Source organism: Pantoea sp. JZ29 (assembly GCF_035190385.1).
Classification (GTDB): domain Bacteria; phylum Pseudomonadota; class Gammaproteobacteria; order Enterobacterales; family Enterobacteriaceae; genus Pantoea; species Pantoea stewartii.
On record NZ_CP045241.1, the window covers coordinates 1 to 23426 of the forward strand.

22 protein-coding genes are annotated in these 23426 nt (G+C 54.1%); 10 read left to right on the forward strand and 12 right to left on the reverse strand.

The window, feature by feature from the left end; genetic code table 11:
• From dnaA to GC090_RS00030, 6 genes are all read left to right on the forward strand, one after another.
• Entirely contained in the window at positions 1-1407 is a 1407-nt protein-coding gene (dnaA, locus tag GC090_RS00005; protein WP_006121378.1) for a chromosomal replication initiator protein DnaA, read from the forward strand.
• A gap of 4 nt (positions 1408-1411) precedes the next feature.
• Positions 1412-2512: a DNA polymerase III subunit beta gene (gene dnaN / locus GC090_RS00010; RefSeq protein WP_006121377.1), complete on the forward strand. Its 1101-nt coding sequence runs from the start codon at positions 1412-1414 to the stop codon at positions 2510-2512.
• Between the two features lie 125 nt (positions 2513-2637).
• Entirely contained in the window at positions 2638-3723 is a 1086-nt protein-coding gene (gene recF, locus GC090_RS00015; protein ID WP_006121376.1) for a DNA replication/repair protein RecF, read from the forward strand.
• Positions 3724-3740: 17 nt separating this feature from the next.
• A complete protein-coding gene (gene gyrB, locus GC090_RS00020) occupies positions 3741-6149 on the forward strand; it encodes a DNA topoisomerase (ATP-hydrolyzing) subunit B (protein ID WP_006121375.1) in 2409 nt (802 codons plus the stop codon).
• Positions 6150-6320: 171 nt separating this feature from the next.
• Positions 6321-7130, forward strand: coding sequence for a sugar-phosphatase (gene yidA / locus GC090_RS00025; RefSeq protein WP_006121374.1), 810 nt, complete (start codon positions 6321-6323; stop codon positions 7128-7130).
• Between the two features lie 108 nt (positions 7131-7238).
• Entirely contained in the window at positions 7239-8492 is a 1254-nt protein-coding gene (locus GC090_RS00030; RefSeq protein WP_324020662.1) for a YidR family protein, read from the forward strand.
• On the opposite strand, the gene GC090_RS00035 is transcribed toward GC090_RS00030, so the two are convergent.
• The gene (locus GC090_RS00035) at positions 8473-8835 is read right to left on the reverse strand and encodes a YceK/YidQ family lipoprotein (protein WP_006121372.1); all 363 of its coding nucleotides are present in this window, start codon (positions 8833-8835) and stop codon (positions 8473-8475) included. The genes GC090_RS00030 and GC090_RS00035 overlap by 20 nt on opposite strands.
• Positions 8836-9111: 276 nt before the next feature.
• On the opposite strand from GC090_RS00035, the gene ibpA reads away from it, so the two are divergent.
• Positions 9112-9528, forward strand: coding sequence for a small heat shock chaperone IbpA (ibpA, locus tag GC090_RS00040; RefSeq protein WP_006121371.1), 417 nt, complete (start codon positions 9112-9114; stop codon positions 9526-9528).
• A 201-nt stretch (positions 9529-9729) separates the two neighbouring features.
• Here the strand turns inward: ibpA and GC090_RS00045 are convergent, their stop codons facing one another.
• The 11 genes from GC090_RS00045 to GC090_RS00095 form a co-directional block, all read right to left on the reverse strand.
• Complete coding sequence (locus GC090_RS00045; protein WP_110268692.1) at positions 9730-10659, reverse strand: Rpn family recombination-promoting nuclease/putative transposase; 930 nt, start codon at positions 10657-10659, stop codon at positions 9730-9732.
• A gap of 225 nt (positions 10660-10884) precedes the next feature.
• Positions 10885-11796 carry an EamA family transporter gene (locus tag GC090_RS00050; RefSeq protein ID WP_058701535.1) on the reverse strand — a complete coding sequence of 304 codons (912 nt, stop codon included), beginning with the start codon at positions 11794-11796 and terminating at the stop codon, positions 10885-10887.
• Between the two features lie 158 nt (positions 11797-11954).
• Positions 11955-13205, reverse strand: coding sequence for a valine--pyruvate transaminase (locus GC090_RS00055; RefSeq protein ID WP_006121367.1), 1251 nt, complete (start codon positions 13203-13205; stop codon positions 11955-11957).
• Between the two features lie 80 nt (positions 13206-13285).
• Positions 13286-14260 carry a glyoxylate/hydroxypyruvate reductase GhrB gene (gene ghrB / locus GC090_RS00060; protein WP_324020663.1) on the reverse strand — a complete coding sequence of 325 codons (975 nt, stop codon included), beginning with the start codon at positions 14258-14260 and terminating at the stop codon, positions 13286-13288.
• Between the two features lie 71 nt (positions 14261-14331).
• On the reverse strand, positions 14332-15612 hold the full coding sequence (locus tag GC090_RS00065) for an MFS transporter (RefSeq protein WP_039339172.1): 1281 nt from the start codon (positions 15610-15612) through the stop codon (positions 14332-14334).
• Between the two features lie 33 nt (positions 15613-15645).
• Positions 15646-16599: a sugar kinase gene (locus tag GC090_RS00070; RefSeq protein WP_054688589.1), complete on the reverse strand. Its 954-nt coding sequence runs from the start codon at positions 16597-16599 to the stop codon at positions 15646-15648.
• A gap of 9 nt (positions 16600-16608) precedes the next feature.
• Entirely contained in the window at positions 16609-17358 is a 750-nt protein-coding gene (locus tag GC090_RS00075) for a sugar phosphate isomerase/epimerase family protein (protein WP_324020664.1), read from the reverse strand.
• 139 nt (positions 17359-17497) lie between these two features.
• The gene (locus GC090_RS00080; protein ID WP_006121353.1) at positions 17498-18523 is read right to left on the reverse strand and encodes a LacI family DNA-binding transcriptional regulator; all 1026 of its coding nucleotides are present in this window, start codon (positions 18521-18523) and stop codon (positions 17498-17500) included.
• A gap of 62 nt (positions 18524-18585) precedes the next feature.
• Positions 18586-19575 carry a LacI family DNA-binding transcriptional regulator gene (locus GC090_RS00085; RefSeq protein ID WP_324020665.1) on the reverse strand — a complete coding sequence of 330 codons (990 nt, stop codon included), beginning with the start codon at positions 19573-19575 and terminating at the stop codon, positions 18586-18588.
• A 161-nt stretch (positions 19576-19736) separates the two neighbouring features.
• Positions 19737-20399, reverse strand: a complete 663-nt coding sequence (locus GC090_RS00090) for an OmpA family lipoprotein (RefSeq protein WP_006121355.1) — start codon at positions 20397-20399, stop codon at positions 19737-19739.
• Between the two features lie 116 nt (positions 20400-20515).
• A complete protein-coding gene (locus GC090_RS00095) occupies positions 20516-21076 on the reverse strand; it encodes a DNA-3-methyladenine glycosylase I (RefSeq protein WP_164483237.1) in 561 nt (186 codons plus the stop codon).
• Positions 21077-21267: 191 nt separating this feature from the next.
• On the opposite strand from GC090_RS00095, the gene GC090_RS00100 reads away from it, so the two are divergent.
• From GC090_RS00100 to dnaC, 3 genes are all read left to right on the forward strand, one after another.
• Entirely contained in the window at positions 21268-21873 is a 606-nt protein-coding gene (locus tag GC090_RS00100; protein ID WP_277283602.1) for a hypothetical protein, read from the forward strand.
• A gap of 165 nt (positions 21874-22038) precedes the next feature.
• The gene (dnaT, locus tag GC090_RS00105; protein WP_324020666.1) at positions 22039-22575 is read left to right on the forward strand and encodes a primosomal protein DnaT; all 537 of its coding nucleotides are present in this window, start codon (positions 22039-22041) and stop codon (positions 22573-22575) included.
• Positions 22575-23315 (forward strand): replicative helicase loader DnaC, encoded by a 741-nt coding sequence (gene dnaC, locus GC090_RS00110; protein WP_006121359.1) that lies wholly within the window; start codon positions 22575-22577, stop codon positions 23313-23315. The genes dnaT and dnaC overlap by 1 nt, the downstream gene beginning before the upstream one ends.
• Positions 23316-23426: the final 111 nt, after the last annotated feature.

A 23426-nucleotide genomic window follows, 5' to 3' on the forward strand; every position in this document is an offset into this window, starting at 1 on the left:
GTGTCACTTACGCTTTGGCAACAGTGTCTTGCCCGTTTGCAGGATGAGCTTCCTGCCACCGAATTCAGCATGTGGATCCGTCCACTACAGGCTGAATTAAACGACAATACGCTTGCCTTGTATGCTCCTAACCGCTTCGTACTCGACTGGGTTCGGGATAAATACCTAAACAGCATTAACGCATTGCTGAACGAATTCTGCGGTGCCAATGTCCCGCTGTTGCGTTTTGAGGTGGGCACGCGTCCGGTTCAACACGCCGCAGCGGTCAGCCAGCCCGCGATGGCCAGCGTCAGTGCGCCGGCGGAGCCTGTGCCAAGCCGTCCGGCACCGACACAGATTTTACGTCCGAGCTGGGACAACGTGCCTGCTCCTGCGGATGTGACCTATCGGTCCAATGTTAACAATCGCCATAACTTCGACAACTTTGTTGAAGGTAAATCTAACCAACTGGCGCGCGCGGCGGCACGCCAGGTGGCCGATAACCCTGGCGGTGCCTACAATCCGTTGTTCCTTTATGGCGGTACTGGCCTCGGCAAAACTCACCTGCTGCACGCCGTGGGTAATGGCATCATTGCGCGTAAGCCAAATGCGAAAGTGGTTTACATGCATTCCGAGCGCTTTGTGCAGGACATGGTAAAAGCGCTGCAAAATAACGCGATTGAAGAGTTTAAGCGTTACTACCGCTCGGTTGATGCGCTGTTGATCGATGACATTCAGTTTTTTGCCAATAAAGAGCGTTCGCAGGAAGAATTTTTTCACACCTTCAATGCCCTGCTGGAAGGCAATCAACAGATCATTTTGACGTCGGATCGTTACCCCAAAGAGATCAACGGGGTTGAAGATCGACTGAAGTCACGGTTTGGCTGGGGCCTGACCGTGGCGATCGAACCGCCTGAACTGGAAACCCGCGTTGCGATCCTGATGAAAAAGGCGGACGAAAACGACATTCGTTTGCCGGGCGAAGTGGCCTTCTTTATTGCCAAGCGTTTACGTTCGAACGTGCGTGAGCTGGAAGGGGCACTGAACCGGGTGATTGCGAACGCTAACTTTACCGGTCGGGCGATTACGATCGATTTCGTTCGCGAAGCATTGCGGGATCTGCTGGCCCTGCAGGAAAAACTGGTCACTATTGATAATATTCAGAAGACCGTTGCGGAGTACTACAAAATTAAAGTCGCGGATTTGCTCTCTAAGCGCCGTTCGCGCTCAGTCGCGCGTCCGCGTCAAATGGCGATGGCGATGGCGAAAGAGCTGACCAACCACAGTTTGCCGGAAATTGGCGATGCTTTTGGCGGTCGCGACCATACCACGGTGCTTCATGCCTGCCGCAAGATTGAGCAGTTGCGTGAAGAAAGCCACGACATCAAAGAAGATTTCTCTAATCTCATCAGAACATTATCTTCGTGACGCTATGAAATTTATTGTTGAACGTGAACAGTTGCTAAAGCCGCTGCAGCAAGTCAGCGGCCCCCTTGGTGGTCGTCCGACGCTGCCGATCCTTGGCAACCTGCTGATGCAGGTGAATGACGGATCGCTGTTGCTGACCGGCACAGATTTGGAAATGGAAATGGTGGCGCGCGTGGCGCTTACTCAGGCGCACGAGCCTGGCGCAACCACCGTGCCGGCACGCAAATTTCTCGATATTTGCCGCGGCCTGCCCGAAGGCGCAGAGATCAACGTCACACTGGAAGGCGAACGGATGCTGGTGCGCTCTGGCCGCAGCCGTTTCTCGCTTTCGACCTTGCCCGCCAGCGACTTCCCCAACCTGGATGACTGGCAGAGCGAGGTGGAATTCACGCTGCCGCAGGCAACGTTAAAACGGCTTATTGAAGCCACGCAGTTTTCCATGGCGCATCAGGACGTTCGTTACTACCTGAACGGCATGATGTTTGAGACCGAAGGCGAAGAACTGCGTACGGTCGCCACCGATGGTCACCGTCTGGCCGTCTGTTCCATGCCCGTTGGCCAGGCGCTGCCCAGCCATTCGGTCATCGTGCCGCGTAAAGGGGTTATCGAGCTGTTGCGTCTGCTGGATGGCGGCGATACGCCGCTTCAGGTACAGATTGGCAGCAGTAATATCCGTGCACATGTGGGCGACTATATCTTCACCTCTAAGCTGGTGGATGGTCGCTTCCCGGATTATCGTCGTGTGTTGCCCAAGAATCCGGATAAGGTGTTGGAAGCCGGTTGCGATCTGCTGAAACAGGCGTTTGCCCGTGCTGCGATTCTGTCGAATGAGAAATTCCGTGGCGTTCGTCTGCATATCACCGAAAATCAGCTAAAAATTACCGCGAATAACCCTGAACAGGAAGAAGCGGAAGAGATGCTGGATGTCAGCTATAACGGCAGCGAGCTGGAAATTGGGTTCAACGTGAGTTACGTGCTGGACGTGCTGAATGCGCTGAAGTGCGAGAACGTCCGTTTGCTGCTGACGGATTCTGTGTCGAGTGTGCAGATTGAAGATGTCGTCAGCCCGGCGGCGGCCTATGTCGTCATGCCTATGCGCCTGTAGGCCATCGTACGCTGGCCTGCTCGCCATTCGGGTTTCGGACAGTATTGTCCGTGACCCGAGCGGCTTGTTTTTCAAAGGCACAATCCCTTTCATCCTGACTTTTGCCCTTCACGCTGGATTGATTCATGGCTTTAACCCGCCTGCTAATAAAAGATTTTCGCAATATTGAACAGGCTGACCTGGCGTTAGCGCCGGGATTTAATTTTCTGGTGGGCGCGAACGGTAGCGGCAAAACCAGCGTGCTTGAGGCGATCTATACGCTGGGCCACGGACGTGCGTTTCGCAGTTTGCAGGCGGGACGGGTAATTCGGCACGATCAGGCCGCCTTTGTGCTGCATGGCCGGCTGGAAGGCCAGGAGCGCGAGTTCTCCGTCGGGCTCAGTAAAAATCGCGCCGGGGAGAGCAAAGTCCGCATTGACGGCAGCGACGGACATAAAGTGGCCGAGCTGGCGCAGTTACTGCCGATGCAGTTGATCACGCCAGAGGGTTTTACCCTACTTAATGGCGGTCCTAAATATCGCAGAGCCTATGTCGACTGGGGCTGCTTTCACAATACGCCGGGTTTTTTTAATGCCTGGAGCAACCTGCGGCGCCTGCTCAAACAGCGCAATGCGGCATTGCGTCAGGTCACGCGCTACAGTCAGGTTCGTCCATGGGATCAAGAACTGGTGCCGCTGGCCGAACAGATTAGCCAGTGGCGCGCCGAGTACAGTGACGCGATCTCAGCCGAGATCGTAACCACCTGCGGGCAGTTTTTACCCGAATTTGATCTGCGTTTTTCGTTCCAGCGCGGCTGGGACAAAGAGAGCGATTATGCCGAACTGCTTGAACGCAACTTTGAACGCGATCGGGCCCTAACCTACACCGCCAGCGGCCCGCATAAAGCGGACTTTCGTATTCGTGCCGAAGGTACGCCGGTGGAAGATTTACTCTCACGCGGGCAGCTTAAACTGCTGATGTGTGCATTGCGTCTGGCGCAGGGCGAGTTCCTGACTAACCAGAGCGGACGCCGTTGTGTTTACCTCATTGATGACTTTGCCTCTGAACTGGACGACAGTCGCCGCCGCCTGCTGGCGGAACGACTGAAGGCGACTCAGGCTCAGGTCTTTGTCAGCGCCATCTCGTCCGAGCATGTAATCGACATGACTGACGAAAAGGGCAAGATGTTCCGCGTGGAACAGGGTAAAATAGCGGTTCAACCTAAAGATTAAATGAGCGAGAAACGTTGATGTCGAATTCTTATGACTCTTCAAGTATCAAAGTTCTGAAAGGGCTTGATGCGGTACGCAAACGCCCGGGCATGTACATCGGCGATACCGATGACGGAACCGGTCTGCATCACATGGTATTCGAGGTCGTGGATAACGCAATCGACGAAGCGCTCGCCGGTCACTGTAAAGATATCGTTGTCACCATCCATGCGGACAACTCGGTTTCCGTACAGGATGACGGACGCGGTATTCCAACCGGTATCCACGAAGAAGAAGGCGTGTCCGCGGCAGAAGTGATCATGACGGTGCTGCACGCTGGCGGTAAGTTCGACGATAACTCGTATAAAGTCTCGGGCGGCCTGCACGGCGTGGGCGTGTCTGTGGTTAACGCCCTGTCACAGAAGCTGGAGCTGACCATTCGTCGCGAAGGCAAAGTGCACCAGCAGATTTATCTGCATGGCGTGCCCGAGGCGCCGCTGGCGGTGACAGGCGATACCGACGCGACCGGTACCCGTATCCGTTTCTGGCCAAGCCATGACACGTTCACCAACGTGACCGACTTCGAATACGACATTCTGGCGAAGCGCCTGCGTGAGCTCTCTTTCCTGAACTCCGGTGTTTCCATTCGTCTGGAAGACAAACGTGACGGCAAAAACGACCATTTCCACTATGAAGGTGGGATTAAAGCGTTTGTTGAGTACCTGAACAAGAACAAAACGCCTATCCATCCGACCGTATTCTATTTCTCAACCGAAAAAGACGGCATTGGCGTGGAAGTAGCCCTGCAGTGGAACGACGGCTTCCAGGAGAACATCTACTGCTTCACTAACAACATTCCTCAACGCGACGGCGGTACGCACCTTGCCGGTTTCCGCGCCGCGATGACGCGTACCCTGAATGCCTACATGGATAAAGAGGGATACAGCAAGAAGGCCAAAGTCAGCGCCACCGGTGATGACGCGCGTGAGGGCCTGATTGCCGTGGTGTCGGTGAAAGTGCCGGATCCAAAATTCTCTTCACAGACCAAAGACAAGCTGGTGTCTTCTGAAGTGAAATCGGCCGTTGAGCAGCAGATGAATGAACTGCTGGCGGAATATCTGCTGGAAAATCCGGGCGATGCAAAAATCGTTGTCGGCAAAATCATTGATGCCGCCCGCGCCCGTGAAGCCGCGCGCCGTGCCCGTGAAATGACACGCCGCAAAGGTGCGCTGGATCTGGCTGGCCTGCCGGGCAAGCTGGCGGATTGTCAGGAGCGCGATCCGGCTCTGTCTGAAATCTACCTGGTGGAGGGTGACTCCGCGGGCGGTTCTGCCAAGCAAGGCCGTAACCGTAAAAACCAGGCTATTCTGCCGCTGAAAGGGAAAATTCTGAACGTTGAGAAGGCGCGTTTCGATAAGATGCTGGCGTCTCAGGAAGTGGCTACGCTGATTACCGCGCTGGGCTGCGGCATTGGCCGCGACGAATATAACCCGGATAAACTGCGCTATCACAGCATCATCATCATGACCGATGCGGACGTCGACGGCTCGCACATTCGTACACTGCTGTTGACCTTTTTCTATCGTCAGATGCCAGAAATTATTGAGCGTGGTCACGTCTACATTGCTCAGCCGCCGCTGTATAAAGTGAAAAAAGGCAAGCAGGAACAGTATATTAAAGACGATGAGGCGATGGATCAGTATCAGATCGCTATCGCCCTCGACGGAACGACGCTGCACACCAATGCCAGCGCACCGGCATTAGGTGGTGAGCCGCTTGAATCTCTGGTCGCGGACTTTAACAGCACGCAGAAGATGATCAAACGTATGGAGCGCCGTTTTCCGCTGGCGATGTTACGTGCGCTGGTCTATCACGACACGCTGAGCGATCTGAGTAATGAAGCGGCCGTTAACGCCTGGATTAACGGACTGGTGAGCTATCTGACTGAACGTGAAGCGCACGGCAGCACCTATGTGGCACACGTACGTGAAAATCGTGAGCTGAATCAGTTTGAGCCTGTTTTACGCGTACGGACCCATGGCGTGGACACGGATTATCCTCTGGACAGCGAGTTTATTATGGGGCCGGAATACCGCAAAATTTGCGCCCTGGGTGGCAAACTGCGCGGCCTGCTGGAAGAGGATGCTTACATCGAGCGCGGTGAGCGCCGTCAACCGGTATCCAGCTTCGAACAGGCGATTGAGTGGCTGGTGAAAGAATCCCGTCGTGGTCTGTCTGTACAGCGCTATAAAGGTCTGGGTGAGATGAACCCGGATCAGTTGTGGGAAACGACAATGGATCCAGACAGCCGTCGCATGCTGCGTGTCACCATTAAAGATGCGATCGCCGCCGACCAGCTGTTTACAACCCTGATGGGGGATGCCGTTGAACCGCGCCGCGCCTTCATCGAAGAGAATGCGTTGAAAGCCGCAAACATCGATATATAATCGCGCCAAAAGATGTAAAACCCTTCCTCGTGAAGGGTTTTTTTTTGCCAGATCATCGTGGACCGAAACGTAACACGTTATGGTTCACGCGTGCTGAAAAGCGCCGATAAACTGGTCAATGTGAGCTGAATCGCGCTAGCATTGCTGTAAACCCGACACAATGAGGATGCTATGGCTATTAAACTGATCGCAATTGATATGGATGGCACGCTGCTGAATCCGCAGCACGAGATCACCGCAGGCGTAAAATCGGCACTGAACCGCGCCCGGGAAAAAGGGGTTTCCATCGTGTTGGCGACCGGCCGACCTTATGTTGGTATTGAACGTTATTTAATGGAACTTGATCTCCATACGCCAGGTCAGTACTGCATCAGTAATAATGGCGCGCTTGTTCATCGGGCTGAAGATGGTGAAGTCGTCGCCGATGTGACGCTGGGCTTTGACGATTACATGTATGTTGAGAAGCTGGCCAGAGAACTGGGCGTGCATTTTCAGGCGTTTGATAAATCACACCTGTATACGCCAAATAAAGATATCAGCGAATTTACAATTCATGAAGCCAGCCTGACCGGCATCCCGGTACGTTATCGGGCCGTTGAAGAAATGGATCCGGCAACGCGTTTTCCAAAACTCATGATGATTGATAAACCCGCTCTGCTTGATGCGGCCATCGCCAGACTGCCTGAGCATGCGCACCAGACGTATACCATTTTGAAAAGCGCGCCCTACTATCTGGAAATTCTCGACCGTCGGGTAAACAAAGGTTATGGCGTAAAAATGCTGGCAGAGAAGCTGGGTTTGCAAGCGGAAGAGGTTATGGCGATAGGCGATCAGGAAAATGATCTGGCGATGATTGAATACGCAGGGACCGGCGTCGCGATGGGCAATGCGATTGATTCTGTGAAAAAAATAGCCCAGTTTGTGACCAAAACCAATATGGAAGATGGGGTTGCGCACGCCATTGAAAAATGGGTGCTTTAATCGGTTTCTTTTATGGGTAAAACCGCGCAGTCAGGTCAGTCATCTGCACGGTTTTACCCATAACATCACTGCAACTGTCAAATAACGCGCCTGCTCACGAGTGCTTTCATGCCTGAAAAACAGATTACTTTTGCTCCTCGTCATCATCAACTGACCAACATCAACGTCTGGACGCCCGACAGCCAGTGGCTGGCCTTTGATGTGCGGCCTTCCGGCGCGTCGTTCACCGGTAAGACAATTGAACGCGTTAATGTGGATACCGGCGAAGTGGAAGTGCTGTATGAGGCAACGGCGGGCGCCCATGTTGGCGTGGTGACGGTTTGTCCCACCTTACCCGAGCGCTATGTCTGTATTCATGGGCCAGAGCATCCTGACGACAACTGGCATTATGACTTTCATCATCGCCGCGGCGTGATCATTGAAGCGGGTCAGGCCGCCAGTCTGGATGCATGCGATATCACGCCGCCCTTTACGCCAGGTGCTTTGCGCGGCGGTTCTCACGTCCATGTTTTTAGTCCGGATGGCTCGCGCCTCAGCTTCACCTATAACGATCACGTGATGCACGAGCTGGATATCAGTCTTGATCTGCGCAATGTCGGCATTGCCGTCCCGTTAAAAGCAGTGAAACCAGAAAAACAGCATCCGCGCGAATATGATGGCAGCCATTTTTGTGTAGTAGTCAGTGAAACGACAGCGCACCCACAGCCGGGCAGCGATCAAATCAATCGGGCCTATGAAGAGTGCTGGATTGGTCATCAGGGCTATGAAAAGCCGGACGGCAGCCGTCAACGCTGGGCCATCGCCTTTATTGGCGACACGCTTTCCGCGGCAGGAGACAAGCATCCCGAGGTATTTGTCGTCGATTTGCCAGAGGCACTGGAAGCCTATGCCAAACCCGGCCACTCACCGCTGGAAGGGGACAGCCACCATCTACCCGCGCCACCAGCGGGGGTTCAACAGCGACGGTTAACCTATAGCAAGGGACTGGCGCAGCAACCTCGCCACTGGTTACGTAGCTCACCCGATGGCAGCGCTATCGCCTTTTTGATGGCGGACAGCCAGCAGGTGATTCAATTATGGTCGGTATCGCCTAACGGCGGTGAACCGCGCCAGATAACGCGGCTGAACCACAGCATTCAGTCTGCATTTAGCTGGCATCCTCGTGGTGAAACCATTGCCTTTATTTGCGACAACAGCGTGATGCTGTGTCACTGGCAAACGGGAGAGTGCGAACGCTTAACCGCCCGCACCGGGTCGGCACCGTCCGGGGATGCGGTGGTCTGGTCACCGGATGGAAAAAAGATCGCTTTTATGCGGGAAAAAGAGGGCTGGCAGCACCTGTTTACTGTGACGGTTGCATAGCGGGCATGGGCTGAGCATGCGCCAGATTTTCCTCGGTGTGTGCCAGCTTTTCACTCTGAAGCACGCGGGCACGCGGCGAATCCAGGGCTTTATCCTTGTCGCTGCGATAGTAATCCCAGGGCAGTAACAGCGTATCCATGACGGCAGAAAAAGGCAGATCAACCAGCGCCAGGGGCTTTAGCGCCCAGCTGGCCTGACTGTCCGTCAGAATGTCAGCACTGGCACGTGTGCCCGGATAGTAGCCCTGACTTGCACCGGTATGCGTCATGACGCTGGAACATCCACCGGAAGCGACTGCGCAACACATCACGCCAGCCAACGGTAACCTTTTCATCATTTTCATATGTCGTCCCTTCGATTCTGGCACCTGATTGCGTGAGCGCACCAGCGTACCCTCTCAGTCATGAAGTCCGTTCTGGTCCGGCAATTTACCCTTGAGTGTATGCCATTTCGCCAGTTTGGCGAAAAAAATCACGCATCGGGTCTTGAAAGCCTGGCGTCTGCACCCATTTTCTAAACAGGGTCGTTAAGGCTGCCGCCGAAAGGGGCAATGCGGTCCTGCACAACCTGTCCAATAGTGGAAGGTTGCCAAAACTTGCTGACATTCAGGAGTCTTTTTATGCGTAACTTTGATCTGTCTCCCCTTTATCGCTCTGCCATCGGATTTGATCGCCTGTTCAACCTGCTTGAGTCCAATCAAAATCAGAGCAACGGTGGTTATCCCCCTTACAATGTTGAACTGGTTGATGAGAATCATTACCGCATCACTATCGCGGTAGCCGGTTTTGCTCAGAGTGAACTGGATATTACGGCCCACGACAACGTGCTCATCGTGCGTGGTGCGCATCCGGAAGAGCAGACAGAACGTAAATATCTCTATCAGGGCATCGCCGAGCGTAATTTCGAGCGTAAATTCCAGTTGGCTGACCATATCGTCGTGCGCGACGCGCGCCTGGAAAATGGTCTGCTGAGCATCGATCTTGAGCGTTTGATTCCTGAAGAAGCGAAACCACGCCGGATTGAAATTTTAAAATAAAGCGGCCGTGACGGCTGAGTAAACATGAGAACGGTCACAGCATACAGGTTGTGGCCGTTTTTTTATGACCGCGACAAGCAGATTGATGCGGATGCGGCGAAGCGATCAGTGATGGCCTGATGGTAAGAAAACGAAAAGCATCAGGTCGCGTTGACAAACGCAGGGCTTCACCTGTCCCGCGCCTTCTTTTGCAGGTTCAGATCAATGCTGAATCTGTGCCAGATCTGCTTCACTCAACCCGGTCATTTTCATTACGGTTGTTCTGTCCAGGCCATGCTGCAGCATAGTGCGCGCAACCTCGCGTTTACCTTCATTACGGCCTTCATGCCGCCCGGTCTGAATACCCTTCTCAAAACCCTTCTGCATACCTTTTTGTTCAAGCTGCTGTGCAATGGTCATAAGCGTGTCTCCGTGTTGCGGCACCCGCAGGGCCAGTTCCTGAATAAAAGCCTCGACGTCTGGGGTTTCACCCGCCTGCACAATGTAGTGCACCAACGATACAATCTGTGATGACGAAAGATAACCGGACAGCAGCACAGGGACAAGTCTGTCCATCAGATTTGCGAGATCGCGCTGATGGATGTGCTTTTGCAGCAGCGTCAGTGCCGCCATGCTGCGATGTTCCACAATCTCATCGTCAGGCATTACCGTAATATCAACCAGAGGGAAGCAAGTACTGTAGAGCCTGCGAGCCAGTGCCGGATGCGTAAAATCATCCAGCCAGCAGGTGGAATAAGGATAGGGTCTGCGTTTACCCATATAAAACAGCACCGGTATCACCAGCGGCAGCGTTTTATAGCCGGCATCCAGGTGGCGCTGCATGGCCGCGACCGCGTAGCGAAGAAGCCTGAACGCCATATGCCTGTCAGGTGAAGACTGATGTTCGATCAGGACGTACATATAGCCCTCACCCGCTGTCGTTTTGAGACTATACAGCACATCACTGAAATACTGCCGGAGATCCGCTTCAACAAAGGAACCGGACGCCAGTTTTAACGTCCGTAAGTCGCAAATCGCGCGCAGATCTGCGGGAAGATGAATTTCCATGAAATCGCGGGCAATGTCAGGTTGGGTGAGAAACTGACGAAAGGTTGCATCGTGTGGTGTTGGCGTTGCGTTTTTCTTCTTCATCATTGCTGGCCCGGTTATAAAGCACACGGGCGAAAGTCGTGATGAGTGAAAAGAGATGTCTGGCCGCCCTGGCAATGCGGATACTTCCATGCATCCGCATTGCTGTCCAGGCGGAGGTTTTATTCTGCGAGCGGGCTGCCAAAGCCAGCCCGAAAACGCGCGCATGCACAGGCATTTACGAAAGGGTAGTTACGTCGGGCACGTCAGTTTGACGAGTGGTAAGCGCTAATGTTGCGGCTGCCTGAGCCAGCGCTGACCAATCACGCCACCAAACATATTGACCAGCAGCCCGACAATGATGATTACAGCACCCACAATCTGCTGGCGTGATAAGGTTTCCCCCAGCACCAGGGCTGCCGAAACAATCCCAACAACAGGCACCAGCAGGGAAAGCGGTGCCACACGCCAGGTTTCATAACGGCTAAGCAACGTACTCCAGATGCCGTAACCCATAATGGTCGCCACAAAAGCCAGGTAAATCAGCGCCATCACCGTCTGTAGATCAATGTGCGTCAGACTGGTAATGATTGCCGACCGGCCTTCAAACAGCAGCGAACAGGCAAAGAAAGGAACGACGGGCACCAGCGCGCTCCAGACCACCAGCGACATAACCGGTACGGGATAATGCCGGGTGATGATTTTATTGGTGATATTCCCCAGTCCCCAGGAAAACGCCGCCGCCAGCATAAGCATCATAGTGGTCAGTGTTATGCCGGCGGCGCTCTGGCCAGCCATGCCGGAGGTGGCTAATAAAAAAATGCCTGAGGTGGCAATCAGCATGCCCGCAATGTGATTCCAGCGCAGCTTTTCGGCCAGAAACAGCGCCCCAAGCAGCAGCGTAAAGAACGCCTGCGCCTGTAATATCAGCGAAGCAAGGCCTGCAGGCATACCCAGTTTGATGGCCAAAAACAGAAACGCAAACTGCCCAAAACTGATGGTCATGCCGTAAAGTAAAAGCCACTTTACTGGCACAGCAGGACGGCGCACCAGTAAAAGGGCAGGAAAGGCAACCAGTGCAAAACGCAATCCCGCCAGCAAAAAGGGAGGCATGTTATGCAGACCCAGTTTTATGACAACGAAGTTCACGCCCCACGCAATCACTACACACAGGGCTAACAGCCAGTCTTTTCCCGACACCGCACTCTCCTTTTGCCCGCGCTGGCCCGCACGGCCATATGCGCATCACGTCTGTTAATAATGCAAAATGCCTTTGCGATCGGGTTAAGGCAGCGTTGCGCTTCATCAAGGCCGGCCGGATAGAGACGACGCCTTGTTGCCCGATCGGGTCTGTAGATTTAACTGTCGCGCCAGGCGATCTCCACTTCTTCAGCCAGAATCTGTATGGCGCGCTCAATGTTTTCCGCATCCGGTACATAATTCATGCGCATGCACTGGTGCGTGTGCGGCCAGTCATGCTCCAGACCCGGAAAGAAAAAGTGGCCCGGCACCATCAGCACGCCCCGAGCTTTAAGCCGCTGGTACAGCAACTCCGTACTGATCGGTAAATCCCGGAACCACAGCCAGAGAAAAATTGCCCCCTCCGGTTTATGGATCAGACAGCGCTCCGCCGATAAGTACCGGCGAATAAGGGTGATCGTTTGCATCACCTTGTGCTGATAAAAAGGTTTAATCACTTCTTCAGACAAGCGCAGCAGATCGCCACGTTGAATCATTTCGCTGGCAATGGCCGGGCCAATACTGCCCGGTGCCAGGCTGATGATGCCGTTCATGTTACCGATCGCGGTAATCGTGCTCTCATCGGCGATGATGATCCCGCAACGTGCGCCTGGCAGACCGAGTTTGGATAAACTCATGCAGAGGATGATATTGGGGTTCCACAGCGGCCGCACATCACTAAAAATAATGCCGGGAAATGGCACACCATAAGCGTTGTCGATAAGTAACGGCACCTCATGCTGCTGCGCCAGCGCATCCAGTTGCAGAAGTTCGTCATCCGTAATGACATTGCCGGTTGGATTGGTCGGGCGCGATACGCAAATCAGCCCCACATCGTCATTCATGGGGAGATGTTCAAAATCGACGTGATACTTGAACTGCCCTTCCGGTAATAACTCTATGTTGGGCCTGGCAGAAATAAAGAGGTCTTCATCCAGGCCCGCATCAGCGTACCCCAGGTACTCTGGAGCCAGAGGAAACAGCACCCGTTTTTTACTGCCGTCACTGCGCCGCCCCGCGAACAGGTTGAAGAGATAAAAAAATGCGCTCTGACTGCCGTTAGTCAGCGCGATATTTTGCGCAGTGACAGACCAACCGCACTGCTCACGTAGCATTGCCGCCAGGGCATCCAGCAGCACGGCTTTACCGCGTGGACCATCGTAATTGCATAAGGCCTCACTCAGTTTGCCCTCGTCGTGCATCTGCTGCAGCAACTGCTGAAAATAATCGTTCATTGCCGGGATCTGTGCGGGGTTGCCTCCGCCAAGCATGATCGTGCCGGGCGTACGCAGGCCTGCGCCCATGTCTTCCATCAGACGTGAGATGCCGGAATGTTGAGTAAACTTGTCGCCGAACTGAGAAAAAGCCATAGCGGTTAAAAATTTGTAATAAAGAATGGGATAACCACCATAACGCCCGCTCCCGGCGGGCGCAATGGGCAGCCGCAGGATTACTTCAGCACCTGAGGATTCACGCAGTTCTTTTCAACCTTGCCGCTCAGGGCGGCAATGAGATTTTCTACCGCGTCCTGCATCATCCCATAGCGGGTTTCGTGGGTTGCAGAGCCAATGTGCGGCAACGTAACAACATTCGGTAACGACAGCAGCAGCGAGTCAGTCGGCAGCGGCTCTTTTTCGAAAACATCCAGCCCGGCGGCGTGGATCGTGCCCTCTTGTAGCGCGGTAATCAGGGCATTTTCATCTACCACTGGCCCACGGCCCGCGTTGATCAGCACCGCACTGGGCTTCATCATCGCCAGCTGTTCTGCGCCAATTAAATGATGCGTTTCTTCGGTAAGCGGCAGGCTGATGCAAACGAAATCGCTTTCTTTGAGCAGCGTTTCCAGCTCACACCGGCGGGCTGCAAACTGCGATTCGGCCTGGTCGTGCTGACGGCGCGCATTGTAGAGAATGTTCATGCCGAATCCGAAGTGCGCACGCTGGGCCAGCGCCATACCGATGCGTCCCATACCAAGAATTCCCATCGTCTTATGGTGCACATCCATGCCAAACCGGTCCGGACCAATACTTTTTTGCCAGTTGCCAGCTTTCACCCAGGCATCCAGCTCCGGTATACGTCTTGCCGTACTGAGAACCAGCGCCATGATGGTGTCGGCCACCGTTTCCGTCAGTACCGTTGGCGTGTGCATCAGCACGACCCCTCGCTGATTCAGGGCATCCACATCAAAGTTGTCATAGCCGACAGAAACGCTGGAACAGGCGCGCAGTGCGGGCATTTTGGCCAGCAACTCGCCATTGACTTTTCCGCCCGATCCCAACATTCCTTCGGCCTGTTGCAGTGCCTGCGCATGTTGCTGCTGGATTTCGGGTGATAAATCGTTGATTTCGGTGATCGTGGCATAGTCTGCGAGACGCGCACGGAGATCGTCAGGCAATTTTTTATAAAGAATGACGGCGGGTTTCATCAGATAGCTTCCTGTAAATAAATGACGGGCAACACAAAGGTCGCCCGGAGAAGATGCTAACGCTTACGCTTTCAGGCCGGTTTCGCGCCTTGTAGCGGAGGCGCCTTATTTTGTGCGGGTTTGACGATAAGCGTCAGGACCACGGACAGCAGTAGTGCGCCACCCATAAAAATATAGGAGGCCGAAGGACTGCCGGTTGCCCCGTTCAGATAACCCACAATCCAGGAGCCGATAAACGAGCCCAACGCCCCCATACTGTTGATAAGCGCCATTGCGCCGCCGGAAACATTGCGGGGCAGCATTTCCGGAATAATGGCAAAGAACGGGCCATAAGGCGCGTACATCGCGGCACCGGCGACGACTAACAAGGTATAAGACAGCCAAAAATTGCCCGAACCTACCATGTACGAACCGAGGAAGGCGAAGGCACCCACCAGCAACAGTGGCCAGACAAACAGTTTACGGTTTTGCGTTTTGTCCGATGCCCAGGACACCACCACCATCGCAATCGTGGCTGCCAGATAAGGCACAGCCGATAACCAGCCCGCTTCCACCATGCCCATTTGTGTACCGTTGCGCAAAATTGAAGGCAGCCACAGGACAAAACCGTAAACGCCAATACTCCAGGCAAAGTACTGCATACAGAGAATGATCACGTTACGATTGCGAAAGGCTTCGCCGTAGTTGCGCACTGCTTTGATGCTTTCTTGCTCTTTTTGCAGCGCGGCCTGTAGCGCGGCTTTTTCTGCATCGCTCATCCAGCGCGCTTGCGCAGGCTTATCCTGTACCATAAACCACCAGGCAATGGCCCAGATCACCGCAGGAATGCCTTCGAAGATAAACATTTCCCGCCAGCCAAACGCTTCTATCAGATACCCTGAAACCACGGACATCCACAGGACCGTGACGGGATTACCGAGAATTAAAAAGGTGTTTGCCCGCGAGCGCTCAGATTTTGTAAACCAGTTACTGATGTAAATCAGCATAGCAGGCATTACCGCAGCCTCGACAACCCCCAGCACAAAGCGAATCGCCGCCAGCACAGGGATGTTGCTGACAACGCCGGTGAGTGAAGCACAGCCGCCCCACAACAGCAGGCACCAGAAGATCAGTTTTTTTACACTGCGGCGCTCCGCATAGATCGCCCCAGGGATTTGAAAAAAGAAATACCCCAGAAAGAACAACGCACCCAGCAGGGAAGACATTCCTTTGGTAATGCCCAGATCGTCATTGATGCCAGCGGCGGATGCGAAGCTAAAATTTGCCCGATCCAGATAGGCAAGACTGTAGGTGATAAACACGATGGGCATAATGAACCACCAGCGTTTAGGCGCGATAATCTGCGTTTTCATCGGGAACTCCTCTGTTTCTGTTTGCGGGCCGGGCTACACATCACCTAACTGCTGACGCGTCGGCAAACCTTCGCTGTCACCACTCACCTGAATCGCCAGTGAACCAATTTTGTTCCCCCGGCGAATCGCCTCTACCAGTGGTTTCCCTTCCAGCAATGCACTTATGACTCCCACGGCAAACCCATCTCCGGCCCCGACCGTGTCCACAACCTGATCAACTTTGATTGCCGCCACCTGGCCCTGCTCACCCCCGGCTGTCTTATACCAGGCGCCCTCGCCGCCGGTTTTAATCACCACCGCTTTTACCCCTTTATCGAGATAAAAATCGGCAATATCCTGCGGTTGGCGATAGCCGGTTAAGATGTAACCCTCTTTTTCACCGGGCAGTACCCAGTCTGCGTATTCCGCTAACAGATTGAGCTGCTTACGCATTTCCTCTTCGCTGCGCCACAGCACCGGACGCAGATTAGGATCAAAGGAAATTGTTTTACCCCGCGCCCGCATCTCTTTCGCAGCATGCCTGGTCAGCTCAAGCGAACTGTCTGATATTGCTGCCGCCACGCCGCTCAGATGCAAATGGCGTGCAGAGCCAAAATAATCGTGGTCAAAATCCTCGGGTGACAGATGACTGGCAGCGGAGCCTTTGCGGAAATATTCCACGAGCGGATCGGAACCATCATCCACTTTAGATTTAAGCTGAAAGCCCGTGGGATAGCGCGGATCGACGGTCACCTGACGATGGTCGATATTTTCTTTATCCAGCACCTGACAAATAAAACGACCAAACGCGTCCTGTCCAATACGACTCACCCAGCCCACTTTCAGCCCGAGGCGTGCCAGACCGATGGCGACATTCAGTTCTGCACCTGCGGCGCGTTTGATAAATGTTTCTACTGCAGCCAAATCACCCGTTTCGCGGGCGACAAACATGGCCATGGCTTCGCCGATCGTGATGACATCAAGCGTACCGTTAGGATGAGTCGTCATTTTTACTCCTCAGACATTACGCAGCAGCGTCACATAATGGCGCGTAACCGCAATCAGATTGTCGCCTTCCAGCGGAAATTCAATACCGCGAGGGGCTCTCGCCGGTAGCCGATGCAACAGGTCTTGCCAGCCCGGTCCGGCATCGTCGAGCGCAATAGCGCGATAGCTTTTCCCCTGCGGCACCGCTGCTTTGACGTGCACGTAACCCACCTGGTCGGTCAACAGGACTGCAGCCTGCTCCGGGTTTTCGCCTGTCCAGTGCCAGTTCCCCATATCGAAAGTCATGCCAATCGGCAATGCCGCCTCACGGGCAGCGTTAAAAAAGCGCAGCATCGGTTGCAGTTTGCCGTGCACTGTCTGGTCATTTTCCACGGTCAGCGGCACGCCATATTCCGCAATCAGCATGCGCAGTGTTTCGCTGTACAGAGCCCCCGTAAAATTGCCCAGCGCCACCTTTAGTCTCTGCGCGTTTAGTTGACGAGCTTCGGTAAAATAACGCGTCAGCAAAGGGTTCAGCTTGCCGTCCTCACTGAACAAGGTATCGGGTACAGAATAGCTGGCGCGCAGCCGGTGCTGATCAATGGCCAGCGCCAGCGCGGGCAGATCATCGAAAGTCTTGTCATCGAACAATTCGCGACGGATTTCCACACCGTCCGCACCAGCCTGCTGAATGATCGGTAAGAGCGCCCTTTGTCCGCCCAGCGCAGCAATCTGTTGATGTCCATAAGCCGCCGTGACGACGATAATTTCGGGCTCCATTGCGGACTCCTGAGGGGGAAAATCGGTATTAACGTTACAAAAACGTTAAATGGAACCGGTTCCAAAGCAAAGTGGCAAAATGCGGAATTATGATCGTGCTCACGAAGCGAGCACGTAAGTGAAGGGAACAATCTGAAAATTAGCGAAGACGCTGGCTTGATCCCCGGACAATCAGCTCACCCGAGAAAACCTGCTCACAGGGAGGATGGTCGTGGCCTTCAATACGCGAAATCAGGCGCTCCAGCGCATGGTAGCCAATCTGCCAGGTGGGCTGTTTAAGCGTGGTAATCCCGACACCTGCCAGCGCCGCCCACTCCAGCTCATCAAACCCCAATAAACCCATGTCGCTTCCCCAGTGCAAATTTAGACGCTGAAGGGAACGGGCCACCTGTAAGGTCAGCGCACCGTTTGCCACCATAACTGCGCAACGCCTGTCTGCATGACGCTGACAGAAGTCACGCAAGACGGTATCCATCACATCGGGCTGATGCAGCGAGACTTCTGCATTTTCATGGAGGATGGCCGGATGCGCAGCCAGACGCTGGCGAAACGCCTGCAGGCGCTCGCGACGGGTATTCACGCTGCCTAACGGTTCACTCAAAAACAGCAGCGCCTCATAACCGTTATCAATTAAGTGATCGGTGGCCGTTTCTGCCGCTTCAGCATTATTCAGGCCCACCACATCACAGGGAAAATCGGGGATTTTTCGGTCAATCAGCACCATCGGCAGCAAAGATTGCTGCAGCCGGCTCAGTACCTTTTCATGCATACCTACCGCGTTAACGACAATGCCTTCAACCTGATAGCTACTCAGCAACTGCAAATAATGCTGTTCAAGATCGACTTCATTGTTGGTGTTACACATAAGCAATGTAAAGCCGCAGGCACGACAGGCCGCTTCAATGCCGCACATAACGTCCACGGAATAGGGATTGGTGATATCGGCAATGATTAACCCGATTAGCCGGGTTCGCCCCCGTTTAAGCCCGCGCGCCATCTGGCTTGGCCGATAGTTAAGATCGCTAATTGCCTGTTCAATGCGCGCTTTTAAGTCGGGAGAAAGCAGATGCTGTTCGCCGTTAAGATAACGCGAGACGCTGGTTTTCCCGGTTTTTGCCGCGCGGGCAACATCGCTAATAGTGGCGCGAGAAGGCCTGATTTTCATAGAATATTCCGCAAATTACGCATGCCGCGAGACTACCACAGGCGTCCGGCATGACAAACACGTTAGCGCTGTGCGGGCAGTTGCAGACTGGGTTGCCACAAGACCTGTAGCTGGGCCAGCGGTGCGCCGTCCAGTAACTGCATCACCATGGTCGCAAGCTGTTCGCCTCTCTCCTGCTCACTGGCCTGACGAATCGCAATAACCGGAAAATCAATGATGGCGTCAACCGGGAGTCCATCCCAGGCCATCAAAGTGATGGCATCCTTACCCTGCAGTCGTCCTGCCTGCTGAAGCGCTATTAACGCGCCTTCGGCCAGCGTACTGCTATCGGTAATAATGGCCTGAGGTTGTAGCCCTTCAGCCAGCCAGGCGGAGACTTGTTGATACCCTGCGCGGCGCGAGGGAGCAACCGCCGCAGTGGCATAAGGTGGTACGGAATCCAGGGCGTTCAGGTAGCCCTGACGGCGATCGCGAACAAACGTACAGCGTTCGTTTCCCCCGAGAAAGGCGATGCGCTGCATGCCCTGGGTCAGGCAGTGTTTTACCGCCAGCGCGGAACCTGCGGCGTTATCGACATCAAACCAGGCATGATTTTGCTGTGCATCAGTGCGCCCCAGCGAGAGAAAATTAAAGCCCTTCTGCTGTAAGCAGCGCAGGCGTTCGTCCTGCGGCAAGGTGTGCGTGATGATTAGCGCATCGACCACGCGACTGCGCAGCATACGCATCAGTGAACGCTGTCCGTCACAGGGTTTATCCGTCAGCAACAGCAGGTCGATATCATAGTGGGAAAGACGCTGGTCCAGCGCCAGTAATATCTTATTGAAATGGATATCGCTGAGGGGTGGGGCGCTCATCGGGTAGACGACGCCGACCGCGTTAGCGCGTCCGGTTTTTAAACGCCGGGCAGCTACGTTAGGACGGTAGCCACGTCGCCGGGCTTCTTCTTCCACGCGCTGACGTGTGTGTTTTGCTACATCCTCATACCCATTCAGGGCGCGACTCACGGTGGTTACGGAGAGCCCCAGGACTGACGCAATGGCTTTAAGTGACATGATGCGTTATCCATTGTTCAATTTGAACTATGCTGGCATAAAGCGTTAACTGGCACTGTGTACAGGCACCAACTGGAAACCTTACCGAGTTTATTGTCTAAAAATTGTCGAATAACTGACAGTAGCATGTCTTTCGCCCCCGGTGACAGGGGGCGAAATGATCAATTTAACGGGCTCAGCGTAATTTCAACCCGGCGGTTTTGGGCTTTGCCTGCTTCAGTACTGTTGGTCGCAATGGGGCTGTCGGGGCCGACACCCTGCGTATGCAGACGGTCAGCCGCCACGCCCTGTACGATCAAGGCGCTGGCCACGCTTTCTGCGCGCTGTTGTGACAGGCGCATATTCAATGCGCGCGAACCCGTACTATCCGTATGCCCCACCACGTTTACGGCCGTTTTCGGATACTCTTTTAGTACCATTGCGACGCCGGTCAGAGTATTGGCGCCGGCTGGCTTCAGACTGCTGCTGCTGGAATCGAAGGTCACATTGTTTGGCATATTCAACACAATATTGTCGCCCTGGCGCGTCACACTGACGCCCGTACCCTTCATTTTATCGCGCAGTTTGGCTTCCTGAACATCCATGTAATACCCCACACCGCCGCCTAAGGCTGCGCCGCTGGCGGCACCGATGAGTGCCCCTTTACCCCGATCTTTCTTCGAGGATGAAAGCACGCCCACACCGGCGCCGACTAATGCACCAAGACCTGCCCCCACGCCGGATTTTCCGGCCTGCGACTCGCCGGTATAGGGATTCGTGGTACAACCGGATATCACCAGGCTACCGCTGATTAATAACGAGATGGCAATCAATTTTTTCTGCATTATGTGTCCCTTGGGTTTCTCTAATCGGGGCGCCCCGGCCCCTTACTGGCCCTGATTATGCCGCGTAAAAGTGAGGGAAATCCTGAGACAATGTCTTATTTTGTAAAGGAGCGGTGTTAAATGTTATCAGGATGGCAAAAGCAGTTGGTTTGGTGATCGTTAATCAGGCCGCAGGCTTGCATAAAGGAGTAGCAAATTGTCGGACCGATGAATTTAAAACCACGCGTCTTTAATGCTTTAGAGAGTGCTATAGCCTGCGAAGAGGTGGTCGGGCTCTGTTTGTAATCCGCATAGTGGTGAACAATTGGCCGGTTATCGACGAACTGCCAGACGAAATGGGCAAAATCTTCCCCTTCCGCCTCCATCGCCAGCATCGCTCTGGCGTTGGCAATAATCGCCGCAATTTTACCCGGGTGACGAATGATGCCGCTGTTTTGCATAAGTTGGACAACGTCCTGATCGTTCATCAATGCCACCGCCTGCGGATCAAACTGGTGAAAGGCCGCGCGGTAATTCTCGCGTTTTTTCAGCACCGTAATCCAGGATAACCCGGCCTGTTGACCTTCCAGACACAGCATTTCAAACAGCGCCAGTTTATCTCTCTGCGCACGGCCCCACTCATTGTCATGGTAAGCCAGATAGAGGGGATCCTGCGTAACCCAGCCGCATCGTTGCATCATGGTATTCCTTTATAAAGCGCCAGTTTGTTGACCGATGGTAGAGGGAAACTGCCACCATTTGAACCCGCCACATGACAAAATGCGAGGCGGCTTCCATAGTCACCACCACATCCGTAAAGCATTGAAAGCGAAGGCAGCCCCACGCCAGGCGAATACAATGATAACGATAGTCATTTTCAGGTCATTCCATGCGTAACGAAGTCATTCTTATCGGCCGTGAAATCACGGTATTCCTTTTTGCCTCCCTGTTTATCACCTTCATGCTTGTCCCCCTCTATATGGATGTGGTGTGGATGGATAACGCGCTGCACGAAGCCTCTTTTACTGAAACCACACAGGAACTGTTGTTAGTTAGTCTCGCCGGCGCATTTTATATTGCCGCACGACACCGTCCCGACCAGTGCGGTGGATTAACCCTAATAGCCGGTTTTTACAGCTGTATGCTTATCCGCGAGCTGGATTTCTTCTTCGATCTTGTTCGTCACGGCAGTTGGGTGTGGTTTGCACTGGCGACCGCACTGGCGAGTTTCGCCGTCGCCATGCGTACTCCCAGGCAGACGCTCCGTACGCTGGCGAACCTGCTGCACCATAACCGTTGGCCCGTGATGGCGACCGGACTGATGATTGTGCTGGTTTTCTCACGTCTGTTTGGCATGAACACCCTCTGGCAACACCTGATGCCCGATCATTACAACCGCGGGGTAAAAAACATGGCCGAAGAAGGGGTAGAGCTGCTGGGATACAGCCTGTGTTGGCTGGCCGGTCTGCGCTATCTGTGGCAAACCCGGCCGTGAACGCGCAAGTCTCTGTCCGCCCCACGGTTGCATAACAGGCGCTCGCCGGGGAGATCGCCGGCAACGCTTTTTCAGCGATCCCGCGCCTTAAAAAAGGTACAATATGCCCTTCTGCACCGCGACAGGTGATCCGGTGTTGGGTGTAAGTTAACCGCAGGTCTTTTCATGTCAGTCAAAATCTTAACGTCAACGCTAATCGGTCTGGAGGCTTTCCGTCAGGACCCGCAGAGCGCCTTACAGCAGGCTGAAGACGGCATGCTGGCGGTGCTGGATAATTACACGCCGGTGATGTATGCCCTCACTCCCGCGCGTCTTGCACAGTTATTAGCCCTTGAAGCCGCCGCTCAGCAACCCAGTGATGTGGCGCTGGATGACAGTCTGTATGACGATGTTTCTGCTACGCTGCATAAACCCGTCGGCAAGTTTGCCATGTATGACGGCTGGCAGCCTGACGCCGACTTTACCCGCCAGGCAGCAATCTGGGGCGTCGCGCTCAGCGAGCCGGTGACGGCGGCAGAGCTGGCCGCCTTTGTGGCTTACTGGCAGGCCGAAGGCCGCCTTTTTCATCATGTACAGTGGCAACAGAAGCTGGCGCGTAGCCTGCAGATGAACCGCGCCGCCAATGGCGGACAGCCGCGTCGCGATATTACGCAGATCAGCAGTACTGACTACAATATTCCCGATGGTTTCCGAGGTGAGTAATGAAAACGCCCAACGATCTGTTTAACCGTCTGAAAAGAATGATGCCAGCAGGAACCCGTCCCAAATTCACTAATGGTGAAGAGTTGCTGGCCTGGAACCAGGAACAGGGGCGGTTGCGTTCAGAAGCGATTGTGCGAGAAAACCGCGCGATGAAAATGCAGCGTATCATGGGGCGTTCTGGGATTCGTGATCTGCATATTAACTGCTCATTCGACAACTACCGCGTCGAGAATGAAGGTCAGCGCAAAGCCCTGGAGCAGGCGCGCCAGTATGCTGCTAATTTTGAAGGAAACATCGCCAGTTTTGTCTTTGCAGGTCGGCCGGGCACAGGGAAAAATCATCTGGCTGCCGCCATCGGTAACGATCTGATTTTGCGTGGCAAGAGCGTGCTTATCGTGACTGTCGCGGATCTGATGTCCAGCATGAAAGGAACGTTCAGCGGCAGCAGTGATATCACCGAAGAGCGACTGATTCAGGATCTGAGCAGCGTGGATTTGCTGGTCATTGATGAGATTGGTATGCAGAGTGAATCGCGCTACGAAAAAGTGATTATTAACCAGATTGTTGACCGCCGCTCGTCATCTAAACGTCCGACGGGGATGCTCACCAATCTCGATCCCACCGGCATGAACGCCCTGTTAGGTGAACGCGTGATGGATCGTATGCGTTTAGGTAACAGCCTGTGGGTGCGCTTCGACTGGGAAAGCTATCGCAGCCGCGTCCGGGGTGACGAATACTGATGTTGCTGCCCGCTGAAGCGGGCGGTAGGGTTACTCTCCAGTTGCATTATCCTGTGGCCTGGCCCCCATTTCTGATGTAATCCCCTTATTCAGAGGACATTGCTATTTGGC